The organism is Arthrobacter sp. JDC6, from assembly GCF_056484025.1.
The window spans coordinates 683,456-705,845 of record NZ_CM151278.1; the positions used below are offsets into that span (position 1 = coordinate 683,456).

The window sequence follows — 22,390 nt, forward strand, 5'->3', positions numbered from 1 at the left end:
GCTTGACGGCACCCACGCCTGGCGGCGGTCATAACGGCTGGCCGCCGGGCACCGAATCCTCGTTGCCGGCGACGGCGGGCTTCGTCCACGACACCACCACCTTCACCGAGCCGTCGTCATTCCGCTCGATGTCAGTGGCCACCTCTGCTGCGGGCGCGCCCATTTCCGCGATCCGCGCGCGGTAGGTGCTGACCAGCTCAGCCAGGCTTTCTTCCGTCCATTCACCCGGACGCATGCGGGTGGAGATCTCGACTGGTTCCGGCTGGTACAGCGACATGGCATTCCTCTTTCCCGTTGTCTTTTGCCTGCCCTTCCTACGCTAGGAGCAGTCGACGGCGGTCACAAGGTTTTCATCAGCATGCTTACTTTTTTCCCCTAAAACAGATAGCGTCGAAGAAAGGGTGCCTGCAGGCGCCCTCCGCACGCACCCGGAGAGAGCCCGGCGGCAGGACAGAGTGAAAGGGAGACTGTGAAAGCACTGACGTGGCAAGGAAAACGGTCGGTAAGCGTTGAAGAAGTACCCGATTCCGTCATCCAGGAACCGACGGATGCGATCGTCCGGATCACCTCCACAGCCATCTGCGGCTCGGACCTGCACCTCTACGAAGTCCTGGGGCCATACATGCACAAGGGCGACGTCATCGGCCACGAGCCGATGGGCATCGTGGAAGAAGTGGGAAGCGGCGTCACCAACCTCCGCAAGGGCGACCGCGTGGTGATTCCCTTCAACATCTCCTGCGGTTCCTGCTTCATGTGCAGCCAGGGCCTGCAGTCGCAGTGCGAAACCACACAGGTGAAGGAGAAGGGTTCCGGCGCGGCACTGTTCGGTTTCTCCGAGCTGTATGGATCCGTACCCGGCGGGCAGGCGGAATTCCTTCGCGTCCCGCACGCGGATTATGGCCCCATCAAGGTGGGCAGCGAGCTACCGGATGAACGCTACCTGTTCCTTTCCGATATCCTGCCCACGGCGTGGCAGGGCGTGGAGTACGCCAATGTCCAGCCCGGTGGCACCTTGACGGTTTTCGGGCTGGGGCCCGTAGGCCAGTTCGCCACCCGGATCGGGATCCACCGCGGTTACCGGGTCATTGGTGTGGACCCGGTCCCGGAGCGGCGTGAAATGGCCGCCCGCCACGGCGTGGAAACCCTTGACTACAGCAAAGGCGTTGCCGACGAACTGCGGGAGATAACAGACGGCAGGGGCCCGAACGGCATCGTGGACGCCGTCGGTATGGAGGCGCACGGTTCCCCGGTGGCCGGCTTCGCCCACCAGGCCCTTGGCCTCCTGCCGGACAAGCTCGCACAGAAAGCGATGGAGACTGCCGGCGTGGACAAGCTGGCCGTGCTGCATACCGCAATCGACGCTGTCCGCCGCGGCGGCACCCTGTCGCTGAGCGGCGTCTACGGCGGCGAAGCCAGCCCCATGCCACTGATGACCATGTTCGACAAGCAGCTCCAGCTGCGCATGGGCCAGTGCAATGTCCGTAACTGGACGGACCAGCTCATCCCGCTGGTGGAGGACGACGCCGATCCGCTTGGCGTCATGGACCTGGTCACCCACCGCTCCGGCCTGGAGGGTGCGCCCGCCCTGTACGAAAAGTTCCAGAAGAAGGAAGACGGCTGCATCAAGGTGGTCCTCAACCCCGGCGCCTGATGCCCGGGTGTCTGTACACACAAGCAGGGGCGGTTACGGAAATCCGTAACCGCCCCTGCTCCTGTCCGGACAGGCCGGAAAACTCCTAGGTGAGCTTCACCTGGCGGTTCATGTCCTTGTAGAGCAGGTAGCGGAACTCACCCGGGCCGCCGGCGTAGCAGGCCTGCGGGCAGAAGGCACGCAGCCACATGAAGTCGCCGGCCTCCACCTCCACCCAGTCGTTGTTCAGCAGGTACATGGCCTTGCCCTCCAGGACGTACAGGCCGTGCTCCATGACATGGGTTTCCGGGAACGGGATCACGCCGCCCGGCTGGAAGGTCACGATGTTGACCTGCATGTCATGGGCGAGGTCGCTGGAGTCCGTGAAGCGGGTGGTCTTCCAGACGTCGTTGGTGTCCGGCATGGACGTGGGCGCCACGTCCTTTTCGTTGGTGACGAAGGACTTGGCCTCATAGCCTTCCAGGCGCTCGTAGGCCTTGCGGATCCAGTGGAAGGACACGATGTCGTCGGAGATGTTCTCCAGCCCCCACTGCGCGCCGGCCGCCAGGTAGGCGTAGCCGCCCTCCTCCAGCTGGTGCAGCTCGCCGTCGAGGGTCAGGTTGACCGTGCCCTTGGTGACGAAGATGACGCCCTCAACGCCTTCCTCGAACTCCGCCTTCGGCGCCCCGCCGCCGGGAGCGATTTCCACGATCAGCTGCGAGAACGTGGTGGCGAAACCGGAGATGGGGCGGGCAATGATCCAGGAGCGGGTCTTCGAGAAGCCGGGCAGGTTGGACGTGACGATGTCCGTCAGCACGCCCTTGGGGATGACCGTGTAAGCCTCGGTGACGATGGCGCGCTCGGTGGTGAGGTGGGTCTGCGGCGGCAGGCCGCCTTGCGGGTAGTAGTACTTGCCCATGAACGAAGGTCCTTTTCTTAGGAGTTTGACGTGGTGGCGAGCCGCGGGTGCGCCAGCGCGGTGAGCTGCGGAATCCCGACGCCGGCAAGCGCCTGGACTTCATCCGCACCGACTGCGCCGCACTGGACGCCGCGGAGCACGAAGGCGGCCAGGGCCCGTGCGGTGGCGGGCTCGTCCATGACGCCGCCTTCGGTCCGCTCCACATAGTTCCGCAGGCGGGCGGCGGCGGCCGGCAGGCCCTCGCGGTAGAACGCATAGGTGGCGGCAAACCGGCTGGGAAGCTGGGCCGGATGCAGGTCCCAGCCCTGGTAGTAGCCGCGTTCCAGCGACCGGCGGACCAGGCGCCCGTGCAGCTGCCAGGCGTTCTCCACGTTGTCGCCCACCGGGATGATGTTGGTGGACCCGTCGGAGAGCCTGATGCCGGTGCCGGCGACGGCCAGCTGCATGACCTCCTTGGCGAAGTCGGCCACCGGGTGCTCCATGGACTGGTACTCGGCAGAGATCTGCAGCGACGCCGAGTAGTCGTAGGTGCCGTAGTGCAGCCCGCTGATCCGGCCCGGCACGGCATGCGGCAGCTGCGCCACCGGGGAGGTGCCGTCGGGGCCGAGGATCAGCTGTGGCGTCTCCACCTGGACCTCGAAGCGGAGCCGTCCGGCGGGCAGCGAGTGGACTTCCTCCAGCCGCGACACCGCGTAGTCCATTGCCTGGACCTGGGCCACGGTGGTGACCTTGGGCAGGGTCAGGACCAGGCCCTCCGGCAGTTCGCCGGCGGCGGCGAGGCCGGAGACAAACAAGTCCAGGGTGCGCAGCCCCCGCGCACGGGTGGCCGCCTCGAAGCACTTGAAGCGGATGCCGATGAACGGGGGAGCGGACCCGGCCGAGACGGCGGCGGCCACCGCGGACGCCGCGGCAACCGCGGCGGCGTCCTCGGCGTCGTCGCCCCGGTCCCCGAAGCCGTCCTCAAAATCGAGGCGCAGGTCCTCGATAGGTTCGCTGGTGAGCTTCGCTTCCACGCGCCCGGCGACTGCTTCGGCGAGGCTGCCTTCCTGGCCCAGGAGCCGGCCCAGTGCTTCCAGGCCGCCGTGGGCGTTGGGCACAGCCAGCGCCTGGGCGCCCCAGTCGGCAGCGAACGACGGCGTGAACCGGTCCGCGGGCACGTAGACCGTATGCACGGGCTGGCGGGAGCCGTCGTCGCCCGGGTAGTTGCGCTCCAGCAGCCGGTCGGTGGCGGCCAGCTGCCCGTCGATGTGCGCGAGGTCCCCTGCGGACAGCGAGGGCCTGGATGCTGCGGCCATGCCTCAGCCCACCAGTTCGTAGGCCGGCGTGGTGAGGAAGTCCGTGTAGTCGTCGGAGAGGCAGATGTCCGCGATCAGTTCGCTGGCCGGCTGGTAGTAGCGGCGGAACGCTTCGTCGCCGAACTCCGTGCGGAGCCGTTCCGTCTCCTCGGCCAGGATCCGCTCCACCAGTTCCCTGGTCACGGTGTTGCCGGTGTCGGCCAGGACGGACTTGTTGCGGATCTGCTGCCATACCTGTGAGCGGGAGATTTCCGCGGTGGCGGCGTCCTCCATCAGGTTGTGGATGGCCACGGCACCGTTTCCGGACAGCCAGACGGCCGTGTAGGCGACAGCCACGTAGAGGTTCAGGCGCAGGCCGGCCTCTGTGACCTGGCCGTCGGCGGAGGAAACATCCAGCAGCTGTTCCGCCGTGACCGAGACGTCCGGGCGCTGCTTGTCCACCTGGTTGGGCTTGTCGCCCAGCACCGAGTCGAAGACTTCGCGGCAGGTGGGGACCAGGTCCGGGTGGGCAACCCAGGAGCCGTCGAAGCCGTCGTTTGCCTCGCGGGTCTTGTCCGCCCGCACCTTTTCGAAGGCAGCCTCGGTGACTTCCGGGTGGCGCCGGTTGGGGATCACCGCGGCCATGCCGCCCATGGCGAAGGCGCCGCGCTTGTGGCAGGTCTTGACCAGGAGTTCGGTGTAGGCACGCATGAACGGCGCGGTCATCACCACGGAGGCGCGGTCCGGGAGGACGAATTCCTCGCCGGCGTCCCGGAAATACTTGATGATGCTGAACAGGTAGTCCCAGCGGCCGGCGTTCAGGCCGGAAGCGTGGTCCCGCAGTTCGTACAGGATCTCGTCCATCTCGAAGGCGGCCGGGATGGTCTCGATCAGCACGGTGGCGCGGATGGTGCCCTGGTGCAGTCCCAGGAAGTCCTGCGCGAAGACGAACACGTCGTTCCACAGCCGGGCTTCAAGGTGGCTCTCCATCTTGGGCAGGTAGTAGTACGGCCCCTGGCCGTTGAGCACCAGCTGCTTGGCGATGTGGAAGAAGTGCAGGCCGAAGTCCACCAGCGCACCTACGGCCGGCTCGCCGTTGACCAGCAGGTGCTTCTCCTGCATGTGCCAGCCGCGGGGGCGGGCCACCACCACGGCGAGCGGCGCGTCGGTGCGGAGGCGGTACTCCTTGCCTTCCTCCGAGGTGTAGCTGAGGGTGCCCTGGGCGGCGTCCCGGAGGTTCAGGATGGCGTCGATGACGTTGGCCCAGGTGGGTGTGCTGGCGTCCTCGAGGTCCGCCAGCCACACCTTGGCGCCGGAGTTCAGGGCGTTGATGGCCATCTTCGCCGGCGAGGCGGGCCCGGTCATCTCAACCCGGCGGTCCTGCAGGGCTGCCGGTGCGGGCGCAACCTTCCAGTCGCCGTCGCGCACGTCCTTGGTTTCCGGCAGGAAATCCAGCTTGCCGGTTTCTGCCACCCGCTGCCGCTTGACGGCGCGGGCCGCCAGCAGCTCGTTGCGCGTGCCGGCGAACCGATTGTGAAGTTCCTCCACGAAGGCCAGTGCCTTGGGCGTGAGGATCTCCTCTGCGCGTGCGATGGGCCGGGGGTCTGTGACGGTGATGGCCATTTCTGGTCCTTTCCTTTGGCTGGACGTCGGGCGGTCAGGCGGAAGCCAGTGCTGCTGCTGGTTCCAAGGCGGAATCGGCCGGTTCAGCCGTTGCAACGTGTGCGGACCGGGCGGCCGCGGCCACCGCTGCGGCAACGTCGGCAGCCACATGGGGATCGAAGACGCTGGGGATAATGTAGCTGGCATTCAGCTCATCGTCAGCCACGCGGTTGGCAATGGCCTCCGCGGCGGCCACCAGCATGTCCGGTGTGATGTCCGAGGCTCCGGCGTCCAGCAGGCCGCGGAAGAAGCCGGGGAATGCCAGCACGTTGTTGATCTGGTTGGGGAAGTCGCTGCGGCCGGTGGCCACCACGGCGGCGTGCCGGGACGCGATGACGGGATCGATCTCGGGCGTGGGGTTGGCCATGGCGAACACGATGGCGTTCTCCGCCATGGCTGCCACCTGCTCCTCGCCGATCACGTGCGGTGCACTGACGCCGATGAAGACGTCCGCGCCCACGAGGGCCTCGTGCAGGCTACCGGCAAAGCCTTCCCCGTTGGTGTTCGCGGCGATCCACCTGCGGTGCTCATCCCCGTAGGTCTCGCCGGAGTGGATGGCACCGGAGCGGCCGGCGGCGATGATGTGCCGCGCACCCTGGGCTTTGAGGAGCTGGATGATGGCGGAGCCGGCGGCGCCGACGCCGGAGACCACGATCTTGACGTCCTCCAGCTTCTTGTCCACTACGCGCAGGGCGTTGACCAGGGCTGCGAGCGTGACGATGGCGGTGCCGTGCTGGTCATCGTGGAACACGGGGATGTCCAGCTCCTCGCGGAGCCGGTTCTCGATCTCGAAGCAGCGCGGGGCGGCGATGTCCTCAAGGTTGATGCCGCCGTAGACGGGGGCCATGGCCTTGGCGATCATGATGATTTCTTCGGTGTCCTGGGTGTCCAGGCAGACCGGCCACGCGTCCACGTTGGCGAACTGCTTGAACAGGGCAGCCTTGCCCTCCATTACGGGGAGGGCTGCGGCGGGGCCGATGTTGCCCAGGCCCAGGACGGCCGAACCGTCGGTGAGGACGGCGATGGTGTTGCGCTTGACCGTCAGGTTGCGGGCTGCCGCGGGATCCTCGGCAATCGCCAGGCAAACGCGGGCGACGCCGGGCGTGTAGGCGCGGGAGAGGTCGTCCCGGTTGCGCAGGGCTACCTTCGGGACGACCTCGAGCTTGCCGCCCAGGTGCATCAGGAACGTGCGGTCCGAGACGTGCTGGACCGTGACGCCGTCGAGCGCGTCCAGGGCGTCCTTGACGCGGGCGGCGTGGGCGTCGTCGGTGGTGTTGCAGGTGACGTCCACCACCAGGGTCTCGTGGTGGGATTCGCTGACGTCCAGGGCGGTGATTGCTGCGCCTGCGGCTCCCACGGCTGCGGCGAGTTCGCTGGTGGCGCTGAAGCTTGACGGTGCTTCCACGCGCAGGGTGATCGAATTTCCGGGGCTGGGGTTCGCCATTGAATGTCCTCCTGTTGGGCCTTGGGCCGGCTGCTGCTCGGATCCGAATGTTTTCGTATTATGGATATTATTATCTACTTTATGGAAACACAACCCCTCCGATTGCGACCGGAGGCCAACGTCGCCGTGGAAACCCGCGTGCTGTATCTTGGGTGTTCTAAGCAATTCTTTTCACGATGCGGATAAGAGTTGTCGGATTCCGAGCCGTAGGAGACAACGGAATGGCAGAAAAAGCCTCTGGTGGGGTGCAGTCGGTGGAGCGCGTCTTCGAACTGCTGGAACTCATCACCGATGCCGGCGGCGACGTCACGCTCAGCGAGCTGTCGTCCTCCACGGACCTGCCGCTGCCCACCATCCACCGCCTGCTGAGGACCTTGGTGTCGCTGGGCTACATCCGGCAGCTGCCCAACCGGCGCTACGCCCTTGGTCCCCGGCTCATCAGGCTGGGGGAGGGTGCCAACAAACAGCTGGGTGCCCTGGCCCAGCCGCAGCTGAAGATCCTGGTGGACCGGCTGGGGGAGACCTCCAACATGGCTGTGCTGGACTCGGACATGGTGATCTACGTGGCCCAGGTGCCGTCGCTGCATTCCATGCGCATGTTCACCGAAGTGGGCCGGCGCGCCCATACCCATGCCACCGGCGTGGGCAAGGCCATCCTGGCCCAGCTCGACGACGACACGGTCCGCGGCATCGTGGCCAGGGCCGGGATGCCCACCCCTACCGCCAAGAGCATCGGAGACGTGGACGAACTCCTGGCGGACCTTAAGCTCATTCGCGAGCGGGGATACTCCATTGACGAGGAAGAGCAGGAACTGGGTGTCCGCTGCTTCGCCATGGCAGTACCCAACGCGCCCACCCCCACGGCGATTTCCGTATCCGGTCCCGTGTCCCGGGTGGACGAGGACTTCGCCGACAAGGCCGTGCCGGTCCTCCGCGAAGCGGCCGAGGCCATCTCCCGCGAGCTCAACCGCACCTGACGCACCTGCCCTGCGCGGGCGGTGCCAACCACGCGCGACGGCGGCCCCTCCTTTCCGGAGCGGGCCGCCGTCGTCGTTTGCGTGGAAGGTCAGTGCTCTGTTGCCTTGCCGGCTGACTGGATGGGGACTTCCTTACCGTCGCAGTCGATGAGCTTGCCGTTCTCGAAGCGGTCGCCTTCGGCCAGGCACCGGAGGTCCTCCGAGCGCACCAGCCGCTCCGTGCCGGCCACGAAAACGGACTGGTTGTCCGAATTTCCGGCCCGGAGATGGTTGAACAGCAGGTTCAGCAGGATGGCCATCACGGCGGCCGAGCTGATGCCGGAGTGGAAGATGGTGCCGAACCAGGACGGGAACTGGTCGTAGAAGGCCGGGGCGGCGATGGGGATCATGCCGAAGCCGATGGAGGCGGCCACCACGATCAGGTTCATGTTGTTCTTGTAGTCCACCTTGGACAATGTCCGGATGCCGCTGGCCGCAACTGTGCCGAAGAGCACGACGCCGGCACCGCCCAGGACGGGGGTGGGCACCGCGGCCACCACCCGGCCAAGGACCGGCAGCAGGCCAAGGACCACCAGGATCACGCCGCCGGCGCTGACCACGAACCGGCTCTTGACGCCGGTGATGGCCACCAGTCCCACGTTCTGCGCGAAGGCGCTCTGGGTGAAGGAGTTGAACAGCGGGGAGACGGCGCTGGACAGCATGTCCGCCCGCAGGCCGTTGCCGATCCGCTTGGAGTCCACCTTGGTTCCAACGATCTCGCCCACGGCAATGATGTCTGCGGAGGTCTCGGTGAGGGTGACCAGGATGACGATCAGCATGGAGATGATGGCGGCGAGTTCAAACGTGGGCGGTCCGAACGCGAAGGGGGTGGGGAAGGCGACGATCCCGCCCTGGCCCACCTTGGAGAAGTCGGCCATGCCGAACGCGACGGCAATCAGCGTGCCCAGGACCATCGCCAGCAGGATGGACAGCCGGGAGATGGCGGCGCTGCCCACCTTGCTCAACAGCAGGACGATGCCCATGGTGGCTGCTGCCAGGCCGATGTTCGCAACGCTGCCGTAGTTGGGCGCCTTGTTGTTGCCGCCCATGGCCCAGTTTGCGGCAACCGGCATCAGCGTCAGGCCGATGGTGGTGATCACCGTGCCGGTGACCACCGGCGGGAAGAACCGGATGATCTTCGAGAACAGGGGGGTGATCAGCAGGCCGATCAGGGAGGCCGCGATGACCGAACCGAAGACGGCCTGGATGCCCCCGCCGCCGTGGACGATAGCCACCATCGTGGAGACCCCTGCGAAGGAGACGCCCTGGACCAGCGGCAGCTGCGAACCGAAGAAGGGGACGCCGACCGTCTGCAGGATGGTGGCCAGGCCGCCGACGAAAAGGCAGGCCGCAATGAGCAGGCCAATGTCCTGGGAGTTCATGCCTGCGGCCGCGCCGATGATCAGGGGCGGGGCAATGATGCCGCCGTACATTGTGAGGACGTGCTGGAAGCCGTAGGCAAACATGCTTCCGATCGGGAGGCGCTGGTCCTCGGGGCGGGCGGGCCGTGCGCCTTTTTCGGCGGCTGCAGTGGCCAGTTTCTTCTTGGTGTTCATGGCAGACTTTCTTGGTTCATGGCAGACGTCATCGTCTGGCTAACGTTGTCTGGCTAACAGGTGAAGCTGTGGGGTGGCCTCGACGGGCCCAGCCGCCAATGGTGGTTGGGCCCGTCGAAACCTGTTGTCGTGCTTTAGCAGAAGCCGGCGATACCCGACCAGGCGGCCGGGGCCGCCGCAGCGTCCTCGCGCTGGACGGTGGCCTCGATCAGGCCGTACGGGCGGTCGGCCGCGTAGAAGACCTCATTGGGGTTGTCCAGACCGAATGGGGAAAGGTCCACCAGGAAGTGGTGCTTGTTGGGCATGGAGAACTTGATCTCGTCGATTTCGCTGTGCGCCTCCAGGACCTTGGCGCCCATGTCGAACAGGGTCTGCTGCAGTGCATGGGAGTACTTTTCCGTGAAGCCTTCGAGCAGGAGGCCCTTGACGTCGTCGTAGCTCTTGTTGAAGTCCAGCGCGCTGAAATCGGTGCCGGTCTTGAAGCGCCAGCGGGCCGAAACGTCCGTTGCAAGGATGCGGTCGGTGGTCTCGGGAAGCGTGGTGTAGCGGTCCCGGGGGTAGCCGACAAAGCCGGACTGGGTGGACTTGAGGACGGTGAGGTCCTTCAGCCCGGAAATCAGGTGGCTGGTGGCCCCGTCACGGACCAGGACGGCGGTCCGGACTTCCTGGCCGTTGCGGACGAACGAGTGGTCGTGTTCGCTGCCGTGGGCCTGGATCCGGTTCCATGCGTAGGACTCGGCTTCCCAGCGGCCCCCGGTGACCCAGTCGAAGCTGGACGTGAAGTGCTCGCCGAGGCGCAGCAGGAACGCTTCCGGCGAGCCGATGCCCTCACGGGCGAAAGCGTAGATGGTGTTTTTCTGGGTGTCCGTGGCCACCACGTGGGCGTTGTCGCCCTCAAGGTGGGCCGCGGCAAAGTCGCCCCGCAGCTGCGAGGTGACGTTCAGGTCCTCGATCTCGTGGCGGTTGGTGTCGCGGGTGATCTTGACGACGCGCACTTCTGCCTTGCCGTACTGGTTTTCGCCGAGGATGATCTTGCTGCTCATGGTCTTTTCCCAACTTCCGGTAAGTGGAACCTAGGTTCCATCACTGAAATTAAGCGCGCATTTCATGCGCGTTTCCGATGGAGCCGACCCAACAAAAAAGAGCCGGCATCCGTTGATGCCAGCTCATTACGACCCTGCCTGCTGCTCCCAGGTTACGTGACGTGCGCCACGAGTTGCCTAACAGCGTACCTCCGCAAACCGGTGGTGTACATCACAAGGCCAAAAATCATTTTATGACTGCCGTATGCCCAGCCGGCCCCGGAGCGCCATTGACGGCACCGTTGACGGCAAGCTGCTCCACTACCTACACTTTTCATATAGCAATAAATAAATTCCGAGATACGGAAACGCTATAGGAACAGGAGGAGCAGATGAACCCCCAGGAACAGAACCAGGTTGTGGAATTCCCGGCGCCGGGCCAGGAGTTGTACCTGCCCTTCGGAGCCAGTGATCCCGACTTCTACATTCCGGCCGACCACGAGCGGCGGTCCGGAGGCATTTCACGCTGGCTCCGCGCCCTTCCGGTGTTCGGGCGCCGCTGACCCCGGCCGCCGCTGACCCCTGGCCGGGCGTCAGGAGCCGGGGCCTCCGGGCCACTGCTTGCCCGCCCAGGGGTCGTAGTCCGCGACGAGCTCCTCCTGGGGCGGCCGGTCCGCCTCGGGTACATGCTGCAGGTTTACCCGCACCCGGTACCAGAGCGAGCTGGATCCACGCATCCCGTCCACAAGGACATCGGCGGGCTGAAGGGCCGCCACGACTCCGGCGTGCCGGGACCTCCATTCATCGAGCGCGGCGAGCGCCTCGGGCTTGGTCCTGGTCCGGGCCACTTCGATGAGCGGCATCACCGACTGCCGGCGTCCGGATCCGTTGCCGCCGCGCGGTGCCTTCTCTGCGGGACCCAGTTTTTCGGCAAGGGCCAGGAGTCCATCGAGCCTGCCCACCGCGCCGTCAATACCCGCATGCGGATCGCCGATCTCGGCGAACCGCTCCAGGACGGTGGGCACCGTGAACTGTTCCGGCCTGGCGGTGCGCACCTCTTCCCAGGTAAGCGGCGCCGAGACCCGGGCATCGGGCAGCGGCCTGACTGAATAGGCGGAGGCCACGGTGCGGTCCTTGGCGTTCTGGTTGAAGTCCACGAACACGCTCTCGCCGCGCTCCTCCTTCCACCACCGTGCCGTGGCGAGTCCGGGAGCGCGGTTTTCCACCTCCCGGGCCAGGGTTTCCGCAGCGAGCCGGACATCGCGGTAGGACCACTCCGGGGCAATGCGCACCAGGATGTGCAGCCCCCGCGAACCGCTGGTCTTCGGCCACCCCTCCAGGCCCACGTCCGCCAGGACCTCCTGCGCCACGTAGGCCACGTCCACGATCTGCGGCCAGTCCACTCCCGGCATGGGGTCAAGGTCCACGCGGAGTTCGTCCGGGTGTTCCAGGTCCTCTGCCCGGACCGGGTGCGGGTTCAGGTCAAGGCAGCCGAGATTGATCACCCAGGCCAGGCCGGCCGCATCGCGGATCACTGCCTCCTCCGCCGAGGTCCCGGACGCGTAATGCAGCGTGGTGGTGTCAATAAAGGGCGGGTGGTTTTCCGGGACGCGCTTCTGGAAGAACGGCTCCGCGTCGATCCCCTTGGGAAACCGCTTGAGCACCATCGGCCGCCCTCCCGCACCCCGCAGCGCTCCGTCCGCCACAGCCAGGTAATAGCGCACCAGGTCAAGCTTGGTCAGCCCCGGCTGGGGGAATACCACCTTGTCCGGGCTGGAGATCCGGACCTCAACACCCTCGATATCCAGGACTTCGGCCGGCGTCTTTGACGGAGTCATGCCGCCACGGTAGCAGCGGCCAGTATCCCTGTCAGCCGTTTATCAGGCGCCGTGCCGCGGCGGAGTGCTCCGCGATGAGCCCCGCCACGTCCAATCCCGGAACCTGGCCGTCCACCACACGCCACTGCCCGCCGACCATCACCCGGTCCGCCCGGTCCGCGGCGCACAGGAGGAGGGCGGCCACGGGATCGTGGCTGCCGGAGAAACGCAGGTCATCGAGCCGGAAGAGTGCCAGGTCCGCCTGCATCCCGGGTGCCAGCTGGCCCAGTCCGGTTCTGCCCAGGACCGCGGCGGATCCGCGGGTGGCCCAGCCCAGGGCCCGTTCCACCGGTACATCGGCCCCGTACCGCAGCCGCTGGAGGTAGAGGGCCTGCCGCGCTTCCAGGATCATGTTGGAGGCGTCATTGGATGCCGAACCGTCAACGCCCAGCCCCACCGGAACCCCGGCGTCTTCCAGTTCCAGGACCCGGGCGGTGCCTGACGCCAGACGCATATTGGAGGTGGGGCAATGCGCCACCGCGGTCCCCGCGGCACCCAGCCGGGCGATCTCCGCGTCGCTGAAATGGATGCCGTGGCCCAGCCAGGTGCGGTCCGTCAACCAGCCGACGCTGTCCAGGTAGTCCACCGTCCGCAGCCCGAACATCTCCCGGCAGAAGTCCTCCTCGTCGAGGGTTTCTGCCAGGTGGGTGTGCAGCCGGACGTCCAGCCGCCCGGCGAGGGCCGCGCTTTCGGCCATGATCTCCTTGGTTACCGAGAACGGGGAGCACGGCGCCAGCGCAATCTGGATCACCGCGTCATCGCCGCGCTCGTGGTACCGGCCCACCAGGCGCTCGCTGTCCGCCAGCACCACTTCCGGGGCCTGCACGGTGGACTGCGGCGGCAGGCCGCCGTCGTCCGTTCCCAGCGTCATGGACCCGCGGGTGAGGGTGGCCCGCATGCCCAGCCGGCGCACCGCCTCCACTTCAATGTCAATGGCGTCCTCAAGGCCCGCGGGAAAAAGGTAGTGGTGGTCGGCAGCGGTGGTGCAGCCCGAGAGCAGCAGTTCGGCAAGGGCCACCGTGGTGGCCAGTTCCAGGTCTTTCGGCGTCAGCCGGGCCCACACCGGATAAAGGTTCTGCAGCCACGGGAACAGCGGGGCGTTGGCCACCGGACCCCAGGCCCGGGTGAGGGTTTGGTAGAAGTGGTGGTGCGTGTTGACCAGGCCCGGCAGCAGGACGTGGCTGCCGGCGTCGAACGTTTCGGTGCAGGGCGCGGCCGGCTTCTGCCCCGCTGCCAGGACTTCTTCAATCACTCCGCCGTTGACCACCACGCCACCCGAGGCGTCAAGAGTGTTGGCGGTGAAGGCGGCCAGGGGGCTCCGGATCCACAGGCGGGAGGCGGGCGCTGGATGGGGCTGGGGCATGGGATGTCCTGTTCTGGGCGCAGTGGCAGTTGTTCCAGCTCAGTGAGGCCCTGTCTGCTGATCCAGGTGCCCGCCACCTGCGAGCAGGACGGGTGGGATCAGACTAGGAAAACGCCTCCACCTGCGTCAATGGAAGTGATTGTGACTGCGTGGCGGCATCCGACGTGAAGGCGTCGAAACATGGATTTCACATTGCGAAATTAAATTTCCAGAAAACTATGGCGCAGCCCACAAAGCGGTGCTAATCTCGATTCTGCCAAAGGCGGGCGCCCCTCCTCGGGGAAGCTATCTACCAGGCGCAACTTAACCTTCACAGCACATGCTGAAGCCTGGTAACCGTTCGCACCTGGTTCTACTGGTACTGCACGGCATCAAGCTTCCCGGCAAAAGGAAGTCGCATCATGAGTACCACCGTCACGGCCGAACAATTTCTGGCCCGCTCCATCCGGCTGGCAACGGCCAACGTCCTTAACAGCGGAGGCCCGTTCGGCGCCATGATCGTCACGGCGGACGGCCAAACGTTCGACGGCGTCAACCGTGTCACAGCGGACAACGATCCCACCGCCCACGCCGAAGTCACCGCCATCCGCACCGCCTGCCGCGAACTGGGCACCTTCGACCTCAGCGGCGCAGTCCTGTACACCAGCTGCGAGCCATGCCCCATGTGCCTGGCGTCCGCACTTTGGGCCCGGGTGGGCCGCGTGGTCTACGCCGCGGACCGCCACGACGCCGCCTCCGTCGGCTTTGACGACGCCGTCTTCTACGAATACTTCGAAAACCAGGACAGGGACTCCCTGATGCCGGTATCCAAACTGGAGCTGGGCGATCCCCAGGCCCCGGCACCACTGGAGCCGTTCAACACCTGGAACACGCTCGAATCCAGGATCGACTACTAGGCGGCTGGGATGACCATCCTGGACCATTCCCACGAGGAGCATCCGGCTCCAACCACCAGCACCTCCCGGCGGGCGCCGCGCACTTCGGCACAGGGACCGCACGTCCCGCTGCCGCCGGCCCCGGAATCCTTCCTGGACCGCTTCTTCCAGGTCACCCGGCGCGGCTCAACCCTTGCCCGCGAATTCCGCGGGGGCCTGGTCACCTTCTTCACCATGGCGTACATCGTCATCCTGAACCCCCTCATCCTCGGCGGGTTCAGCGCGGACAACGCCCCCACCGACGTCGCCGGGGGCTGGCTATCCGCAGCCCAGGTGGGTGCCGTCACCGGCCTCACCGCCGGCGTCATGACCATCCTCTTTGGCCTCATCGCCAACCTGCCCTTCGGACTTGCCGCCGGCCTGGGCATCAACTCCTTCCTGGCGGTCTCGGTGATCCAGGAAGTCACCTGGCCCGAGGCCATGGGCCTGGTGGTGATCAACGGCATCCTGATCGTCCTCTTCGGCGTCACCGGCGCCCGGACCGCCATCTTCCGGGCAGTGCCCAAGGAACTGAAGGCCGCCATCACCGTGGGCATCGGCCTGTTCATCGCCTTCATCGGCTTCGTGGACTCCGGCTTCGTCCGGCCCACGGCAGGCGGTCCGCCGGTCCAACTGGGCGACGGCGGCTCCATCACCTCGGTACCCACGCTCGTCTTCGTCATCGGCCTCCTTGCCATGGGGATCCTGGTGGCGCGCAAGGTCCAGGGCGGCCTGCTCATCGGCATCGTCGGCACCACCGTGCTGGCCGCCGTCGTGGAAGCCGTCCTGAAGCTTGGCCCGGCCAGCGCCACCAACCCCGGCGGCTGGCACCTGAACACCCCCGTCCTGTCCGGCCGGCTGGTCTCGGCACCGGACCTCGGTTTGGTGGGGCAGTTCGACCTGTTCGGCTCGTTCGCCCGGATCGGCGGCCTGGCCGCCACCATGCTGGTGTTCACGCTGGTGTTCACCAACTTCTTCGACGCCATGGGAACCATGACCGGCCTGGCCAGGAGCGCCGGCGTCGCCCACAAGGACGGCACGTTCCCGCGGCTGAAAGCGGCCTTCATCGTGGAAGGCTTCGGCGCCGTGGCGGGCGGGGCAACCTCCGGTTCCTCCAACACCGTGTACATCGACTCCGCCGCCGGCATCGGCGAAGGGGCACGGACCGGCCTGGCCTCGGTGGTCACCGGCGTGCTGTTCCTCGGCTCGATGTTCCTCACCCCGCTCACCAGCGTGGTGCCGCTCGAGGTCGCGGCCGCCGCCCTGGTGGTGGTGGGGGCGATGATGATGGCGCAGATCCGGGAGATCAAGTTCACCAAGTTCACCGTGGCCCTGCCGGCATTCCTGACCATCGTCACCATGCCGCTGACCTACTCGATCGCCAACGGCATCGGTGTTGGCTTCGTGAGCTGGGCCGTCATCGGGGCTGCGTCAGGCAAGGCGAAGAAAATCCATCCGCTGATGTGGGTGGTGAGCATCGGGTTCCTGGTGTACTTCGCCCGCGGTCCGATCAACCACCTGCTCGGAGGCTGAGCTTGCGCCAGCCACACCGGGGGCCGGGCCAACCCTTGGCCCGGCCCCTGCCAGGACCGACAATGGACACCACCGCCGCGCGGAAGAAGGAGTGCCGCCATGCTTGACCTGATCCCTTCGCTGGGCCCGTGGCTGCACCGGCTTGCAGACGGGCAGTTCGCCGTTGCCACCATCGTGGCGGCGTCCGGTTCCGTGCCCCGGCCGCTGGGAACATCCATGCTGGTCACCGAATCCGGCGAGGTGCTGGGCAGCCTCTCCGGCGGCTGCGTGGAAGGCGCCGTGGTGGTGCTCGCCCAGGAGGCAATGGACGACGGCGGCCCGCGCCTTGAGTCCTACGGGTTCAGTGCCGCCGACGCCTTCGCCGCCGGGCTCACCTGCGGGGGACGGCTGGACATCCACATCCAGCCGGTGCCCGCCGCGGTTCCGGGCGAACCCGCCCATCCGCTGCGCACTGCCCTGCTGCAACTCGCCGAACCCGGCCCGGACCAACCCATGGCCCTGGTACGGCTGCTGGGCAGCCCGGGAGGCGCCGCCGTCGTACTGCACCACCCCGCCACGGCCGGCGTGGCCGCATCCCCGGAGCTGTCCTTCCTCCAGGGGGAGGCGGCACTGCAGGTGGAGGCCATCCTGCGCCTCGGTGGCACCGGCCTGGTCAGTATTCCCGGGGCAGGGGACTGTCTGTCAGACCGGACAGGGCAGCCTATGGACGGGTCCGCCGTCCTCGTGGAGTCGCGGCTGGCCCCGCCGCGGATGCTGGTGTTCGGCGCCAACGACTTCGGCGCGGCACTGGTACCGGCTGCGAAGCTGCTGGGCTACCACGTGACCCTGGTTGATGCCCGGGCCGCCTTCGCCAGGCAGCCCCGTTTTGCCGCCGCCGACCAGGTGGTGGCCGAGTGGCCGCACCGGTACCTGGCGGCGGAAGCGGCTGCAGGCAGGACGGACCACCGCACCGTGGCCGCCGTCCTGACCCACGATCCGAAGTTCGACATCCCGTTGCTGGAAGCCGCGCTGGCCCTGGACCTCGCCTACGTTGGCGCCATGGGCTCCCGCCGGAGCCACCTCCAGCGGGTGGGCGAACTCCTCAGCGCGGGTGTCCCGCCGGAGCGGATCGCCCAGCTGCACTCACCCATCGGGCTGGACCTTGGTGCCGCCACCCCCGCCGAAGTGGCGGTGTCCATCACCGCGGAAATCATCGCAGCCCGCAACCGCGCCGCCAGCTGCCTGCCGCTGCGCGAAACCTCCGGCACCATCCACCCCCACCCCGCGCCCACGCCGGCGCCTACAGACTCTGACAAGCAGGAGATCGCATGGACATGAACACCATTGAGGCGGTGGTCCGCACCACCGACCCCGCGGAATGGCGCGACGGCGACGCCTGGCTTGCCGGCGGGACGGTCCTTTTCTCCTACGGCAGCTACGCCTTCGGGCCCCAGCCGCTCAAACGGCTCCTGGACCTCGGCGCCGCAGGCTGGCCGCCGATCACCGTCACCGACGACGGGATCGAGCTTGCCGCCACCTGCACCATCGCCGGGCTGTACAGCCTTCCCGGGCTTCCGGACGTGTCGGACCGCGGCTGGCCGGCGCTGGACCTGGTCCGGGCATGCTGTGACTCCTTCGTGGCTTCCTTCAAGGTGTGGAACATGTCCACCGTGGGCGGCAACCTCTGCACCTCGCTGCCCGCCGGCCCCGTCATTTCGCTTTGCGCCGGACTGGACGGCACAGCCACCCTCATCGCACCGGATGGCGGCAGCTGCACCCTTCCGGTGGCGGACTTCATCACCGGCGACGCGAAAAACGCCCTGGCACCCGGTGAGCTGCTCCGCAGCGTCCACCTCCCGGCGTCGGCCCTTTCCGCCCGCGTGGCGTTCCGCCGCCTGTCCCTGAGCAACCTGGGCCGGTCCGGCGTGCTGCTCATTGGAAGGCTCGACGGCGGCACCTCCCTGGTGCTGACCGTCACCGCCGCCACCAAGCGGCCCGTGCAGCTGCGCTTCGACGCGCTGCCGGACGCGGACCGGCTGGCGGCCGGACTTGATGACCATATTCCGGCGGAGCTCTACCACGACGACATCCACGGGCTGCCCGCCTGGCGCCGCGACATGACGTACCGGCTGGCCGAGGAAATCCGCGGCGAGCTGGCAGCGCCGCAGGGAACGCCGGGACTGGCTGTGTCCGGGGACTTCTGGCCGCCCCGGACCGGCGGGATGCCGGGGCCCGGGCCCACAACTCTTTCGAAAGGGGCCTGAGCATGGCCATCGAGATTAACGGAATTTCCGCGGACGCGGCACCCCGTCCCGGGCAGTGCCTGCGCACGTTCCTGCGGGAGCAGGGAAACCTTGGGGTAAAGAAAGGCTGTGACGGCGGCGACTGCGGTGCCTGCACGGTGCACGTGGACGGCACCCCGGTCCACAGCTGCATCTACCCGGCTGTCCGGGCGGAGGGCCATGCCGTCACCACTATCGAGGGGCTCGCGGGTGCCGGCGGCCCCGACGGGCAGCTCCACCCGGTGCAGCAGCAGTTCCTGGAGCGCCAGGGCTTCCAGTGCGGCTTCTGCACGGCCGGCATGATGATGACGGCCGCCACCTTCACAGATGAACAGAAGGAGAACCTGCCCCGGAACCTCAAAGGCAACCTCTGCCGGTGCACCGGCTACCGTGCCATCGCGGATGCCGTCTGCGGGGACGCCGGGCACCCGGATCCCCAGGGGCCGGGCTCCGGCATCGCAGGGGACGGGCAGCCGGATCCGGAGCCGGGCCGGCTGGGCGATGACGTCCCGGCGCCGGCCAGCCGCGCAGTCGTCACGGGCGCTGCCCGGTACACCCTGGACGTGCCGCCGGAGCAGCTGCAGGGGCTGCTGCACCTGAAGATCCTCCGTTCGCCCCATGCCCACGCGCGGGTGGTGTCCATCGACAAGGCTGCGGCGCTGAGGGTTCCCGGCGTGGTAGCCGTCTTCACCTCCGAAGACGCCCCGGAACAGCTGTTCTCCACCGCACAACACGAGCTGTTCACGGACGACCCCGATGACACCCGGGTGCTCGATGACGTGGTCCGGTTCATTGGGCAGCGGGTGGCCGCCGTCGTGGCTGAATCGGTGGGCGCCGCGGAAGCTGGCGTCCGTGCCCTCCGGGTGGACTATGAGGAACTCCCGGCGGTCCTCTCACCGCAGGATGCACTGCTGCCCGGCGCCCCGCTGGTCCACGGTGGCAAGGATGCTGCAGGCTCCCGGATCGCCCGGCCTGATCGGAACGTGGTGGCGGAGCTCCACTCGGAGCTGGGCAGCGTGGCCGACGGTTTCGCTGCCGCCGACTTCATCCACGAAAAGACCTACCAAACCCAGCGGGTCCAGCACGTGGCACTGGAAACCCATGCAGCCATCGCCTCGGTGGACGCTGAAGGACGGCTGCAGGTGCGCACCTCCAGCCAGGTCCCCTTCCTGGTCCGCCGCACCCTGTGCCGGATCTTCGGCCTGGAAGAGGACAAGGTGCATGTGGTGGCCGGCCGCGTGGGCGGCGGGTTCGGCGGCAAGCAGGAAGTGCTCACCGAGGACCTCGTGGCGCTCGCGGCCCTCAAGCTCGGGCGGCCCGTCCAGCTGGAACTGACCCGCACCGAACAGTTCACCGCCACCACCACCCGGCACCCCTTCACCATCAAGCTGAAGGCCGGAGCCAGCAAGGACGGGAAGCTGACGGCCCTGGAGCTGGACGTGGTGACCAACACCGGCGCCTACGGAAACCACGGCCCCGGCGTCATGTTCCACGGCTGCGGCGAATCGCTGGCGGTCTACAACTGCGCCAACAAGAAGGTGGACGCGCATTCTGTGTACACCAACACCGTGCCGTCCGGAGCTTTCCGCGGGTACGGGCTGAGCCAGATGATCTTCGCCGTCGAGTCCGCCATGGATGAGCTCGCCGCCGGGATCGGCATGGACCCGTTCGAGTTCCGCCGCCGGAACATGGTCCGGGAAGGGGACCACATGCTGTCCACCCAGCCGGACCCGGAAGAGGACGTCCATTACGGCAGCTACGGGCTGGACCAATGCCTGGACCTGGTCAGGGACGCGCTGGACCGCGGCCGCGAACGCTACCGGCAGGCCGGCCTTGAGGACCTGGGGCCTGACTGGATGGTGGGTGAAGGCACGGCCCTGTCCATGATCGACACCGTGCCGCCGCGCGGCCACTTTGCCCATTCAAGGCTCCGGCTCCTGCCGGACGGAACGTACCAGGCCGACGTCGGGACCGCCGAGTTCGGGAACGGCACCACCACGGTGCACGCCCAGCTTGCCGCTACCGCCCTCTCCACGGAAGCGTCCAGGGTGGCGGTGCGGCAATCGGACACGGACCTGGTGGAGCACGATACCGGCGCCTTCGGCTCGGCCGGCACCGTAGTGGCCGGCAAGGCCACCCTCGCCGCAGCAGAGGAACTGGCCGTCCGGATCCGTGCATTCGCCGCCGGCATCCGGCAGACCCAGGCGTCCGCCTGCGTCCTTGAGGACGACGTCCTGGTGGTCGACGGGACTCCCGTGGCACTGTCTGAACTGGCCCAGGCCGCGGAGAGTGCCGGCGTCGAACTCGCCGCCGAGGGGCGCTGGGGCGGGACTCCGCGCTCCGTCGCATTCAATGTGCACGGCTTCCGGGTGGCGGTGAACCGCGGCACCGGCGAGCTGAAGATCCTGCAAAGCGTGCAGGCGGCCGACGCCGGCGTGGTGGTCAACCCGCGGCAGTGCCGCGGCCAGATCGAAGGTGGGATCGCCCAGGCCCTTGGCGCCACGCTCTACGAGGAGGTGGTGGTGGACGACGCCGGAAAGGTCACCACGGACATCCTGCGGCAGTACCACATCCCTACTTTTGCGGACGTGCCGCGCAGCGAGGTGTACTTCGCGGACACCAACGACAAGATGGGGCCGCTGGGGGCCAAGTCGATGAGCGAAAGCCCCTTCAACCCGGTGGCGCCGGCGCTGGCCAACGCCATCCGCAACGCCACGGGCGTGCGCTTCGCGTCGCTGCCAATTGCCCGGGACCGCATCTACCTGGGGCTGAAGGAGGCGGGGCTGGTGCCCAAGCTCGAGCACGCCCGGTCATAACCCCGGGGCCCTGCCCGCACCGTGCGTGCGGAAGGCCCAAAAGGTGTTCGCAGCGGGGCAACCTGACTGCGGGTTGCATCGTTGCATATAGTCAGGGGATGGAACAGCGGATTTTAGGCAAGACCGGACGGAACGTCTCCATCGTGGGGCTCGGCACCTGGCAGCTCGGCGCGGACTGGGGCAACGTGGACCCGGCACAGGCGCAGGCCATCCTCGCCGCCTCCGTGGAGGCCGGGGTCACCCTCTTCGACACCGCAGACGTGTATGGCGACGGCAAGAGTGAGCAGGCTATCGGGAAGTTCCTGGCGGACAACCCGGGCCTCGGCGTCACGGTGGCCACCAAGATGGGCCGCCGGATGGAACAGCGGCCGGAAAACTACACGCTGGCCAATTTCCGCCAATGGGTGGACCGCTCAAGGAAAAACCTGGGCATGGACACCCTGGACCTGGTCCAGCTGCATTGCCCGCCCACCCCGGTCTACAGCAACAACGAGGTCTACGACGCCCTGGACACCCTTGTGGCCGAAGGCGCCATCCGTAACTACGGCGTCAGCGTGGAGCGGACGGACGAGGCCCTCGAAGCCATCCGCCACGAGGGAACTGCCTCGGTGCAGATCATCCTGAACGCCTTCCGGCTCAAGCCGCTGGACGAGGTGCTTCCGGCCGCCAAAGCGGCGGGGGTGGGCATCATCGCCCGCGTGCCGCTGGCGTCCGGCCTGCTGTCCGGGAAGTACTCGAAAGAGACCACCTTCGCGGAGAACGACCACCGGAACTACAACCGCAAGGGCGAGGCGTTCGACGTTGGCGAGACTTTCTCCGGCGTGGACTACGAACTGGGCCTGAAGGCCGTGGCGGAGTTCGAACAGCTGGTGCCGGAGGGCGCCACCACCGCGCAGGCGGCCATTGCCTGGATTGCCGCGCAGGACGGCGTCACCTCGGTGATCCCCGGCGCGCGCAACGTGGATCAGGCCAGGGCGAACGCCGCTGCGGCCACGGTCAGCATCAGCGAAGAGTTCGACGCCGGCGTCCGCTGGATCTACGACCACTACTTCCGTGAGGCCATCCACCCCCGCTGGTAAGGCAGCACCTGTGGGCGGCAGGGA

18 protein-coding genes are annotated in these 22,390 nt (G+C 67.3%); 9 read left to right on the plus strand and 9 right to left on the minus strand.

Going from position 1 to position 22,390, the window contains the following annotated elements:
- Positions 1-28: 28 nt before the first annotated feature.
- Positions 29-277, minus strand: coding sequence for a hypothetical protein (locus ACV095_RS03165; RefSeq protein ID WP_056391418.1), 249 nt, complete (start codon positions 275-277; stop codon positions 29-31).
- Between the two features lie 192 nt (positions 278-469).
- Between ACV095_RS03165 and ACV095_RS03170 the strand changes: the two genes are divergently transcribed.
- The gene (locus ACV095_RS03170; protein WP_478222886.1) at positions 470-1,651 is read left to right on the plus strand and encodes a zinc-dependent alcohol dehydrogenase; all 1,182 of its coding nucleotides are present in this window, start codon (positions 470-472) and stop codon (positions 1,649-1,651) included.
- A gap of 85 nt (positions 1,652-1,736) precedes the next feature.
- Here ACV095_RS03170 and ACV095_RS03175 read toward each other — a convergent pair whose 3' ends face one another.
- Genes ACV095_RS03175 through ACV095_RS03190 form a run of 4 tightly spaced genes read right to left on the minus strand, consistent with a single transcriptional unit; the run spans position 1,737 to position 6,929 of the window.
- A complete protein-coding gene (locus ACV095_RS03175) occupies positions 1,737-2,549 on the minus strand; it encodes a bifunctional allantoicase/(S)-ureidoglycine aminohydrolase (RefSeq protein ID WP_478222887.1) in 813 nt (270 codons plus the stop codon).
- Positions 2,550-2,566: 17 nt separating this feature from the next.
- Positions 2,567-3,844, minus strand: a complete 1,278-nt coding sequence (locus ACV095_RS03180; protein ID WP_478222888.1) for a DUF6986 family protein — start codon at positions 3,842-3,844, stop codon at positions 2,567-2,569.
- A gap of 3 nt (positions 3,845-3,847) precedes the next feature.
- Positions 3,848-5,446, minus strand: coding sequence for a malate synthase A (aceB, locus tag ACV095_RS03185; protein WP_056391409.1), 1,599 nt, complete (start codon positions 5,444-5,446; stop codon positions 3,848-3,850).
- Between the two features lie 34 nt (positions 5,447-5,480).
- Entirely contained in the window at positions 5,481-6,929 is a 1,449-nt protein-coding gene (locus tag ACV095_RS03190) for an NAD-dependent malic enzyme (protein ID WP_268001984.1), read from the minus strand.
- 221 nt (positions 6,930-7,150) lie between these two features.
- Here ACV095_RS03190 and ACV095_RS03195 point away from each other — a divergent pair, with 221 nt between their 5' ends.
- A complete protein-coding gene (locus ACV095_RS03195; RefSeq protein ID WP_018769696.1) occupies positions 7,151-7,906 on the plus strand; it encodes an IclR family transcriptional regulator in 756 nt (251 codons plus the stop codon).
- A gap of 89 nt (positions 7,907-7,995) precedes the next feature.
- Here the strand turns inward: ACV095_RS03195 and ACV095_RS03200 are convergent, their stop codons facing one another.
- Positions 7,996-9,501: a nucleobase:cation symporter-2 family protein gene (locus ACV095_RS03200; RefSeq protein WP_018769697.1), complete on the minus strand. Its 1,506-nt coding sequence runs from the start codon at positions 9,499-9,501 to the stop codon at positions 7,996-7,998.
- 134 nt (positions 9,502-9,635) lie between these two features.
- Positions 9,636-10,544, minus strand: coding sequence for a factor-independent urate hydroxylase (pucL, locus tag ACV095_RS03205; protein WP_018769698.1), 909 nt, complete (start codon positions 10,542-10,544; stop codon positions 9,636-9,638).
- Between the two features lie 371 nt (positions 10,545-10,915).
- On the opposite strand from pucL, the gene ACV095_RS03210 reads away from it, so the two are divergent.
- Positions 10,916-11,086 carry a hypothetical protein gene (locus tag ACV095_RS03210; RefSeq protein ID WP_268001983.1) on the plus strand — a complete coding sequence of 57 codons (171 nt, stop codon included), beginning with the start codon at positions 10,916-10,918 and terminating at the stop codon, positions 11,084-11,086.
- A 30-nt stretch (positions 11,087-11,116) separates the two neighbouring features.
- Here ACV095_RS03210 and ligD read toward each other — a convergent pair whose 3' ends face one another.
- The gene (gene ligD / locus ACV095_RS03215; RefSeq protein ID WP_018769700.1) at positions 11,117-12,361 is read right to left on the minus strand and encodes a non-homologous end-joining DNA ligase; all 1,245 of its coding nucleotides are present in this window, start codon (positions 12,359-12,361) and stop codon (positions 11,117-11,119) included.
- 31 nt (positions 12,362-12,392) lie between these two features.
- Positions 12,393-13,763 (minus strand): 8-oxoguanine deaminase, encoded by a 1,371-nt coding sequence (locus ACV095_RS03220; RefSeq protein WP_018769701.1) that lies wholly within the window; start codon positions 13,761-13,763, stop codon positions 12,393-12,395.
- A gap of 401 nt (positions 13,764-14,164) precedes the next feature.
- Here ACV095_RS03220 and ACV095_RS03225 point away from each other — a divergent pair, with 401 nt between their 5' ends.
- From ACV095_RS03225 to ACV095_RS03250, 6 genes are all read left to right on the plus strand, one after another.
- The gene (locus ACV095_RS03225) at positions 14,165-14,659 is read left to right on the plus strand and encodes a nucleoside deaminase (RefSeq protein WP_018769702.1); all 495 of its coding nucleotides are present in this window, start codon (positions 14,165-14,167) and stop codon (positions 14,657-14,659) included.
- Between the two features lie 9 nt (positions 14,660-14,668).
- Positions 14,669-16,210 carry an NCS2 family permease gene (locus tag ACV095_RS03230; RefSeq protein WP_056391396.1) on the plus strand — a complete coding sequence of 514 codons (1,542 nt, stop codon included), beginning with the start codon at positions 14,669-14,671 and terminating at the stop codon, positions 16,208-16,210.
- Positions 16,211-16,309: 99 nt separating this feature from the next.
- Entirely contained in the window at positions 16,310-17,527 is a 1,218-nt protein-coding gene (locus ACV095_RS03235; RefSeq protein ID WP_478222889.1) for an XdhC family protein, read from the plus strand.
- A complete protein-coding gene (locus ACV095_RS03240) occupies positions 17,518-18,453 on the plus strand; it encodes an FAD binding domain-containing protein (RefSeq protein ID WP_478222890.1) in 936 nt (311 codons plus the stop codon). Before ACV095_RS03235 ends, ACV095_RS03240 begins: the two co-directional genes overlap by 10 nt.
- 2 nt (positions 18,454-18,455) lie before the next feature.
- The gene (locus tag ACV095_RS03245) at positions 18,456-21,287 is read left to right on the plus strand and encodes a molybdopterin-dependent oxidoreductase (RefSeq protein ID WP_478222891.1); all 2,832 of its coding nucleotides are present in this window, start codon (positions 18,456-18,458) and stop codon (positions 21,285-21,287) included.
- Positions 21,288-21,385: 98 nt separating this feature from the next.
- Positions 21,386-22,366: an aldo/keto reductase gene (locus tag ACV095_RS03250; RefSeq protein WP_018769707.1), complete on the plus strand. Its 981-nt coding sequence runs from the start codon at positions 21,386-21,388 to the stop codon at positions 22,364-22,366.
- Positions 22,367-22,390 lie beyond the last annotated feature (24 nt).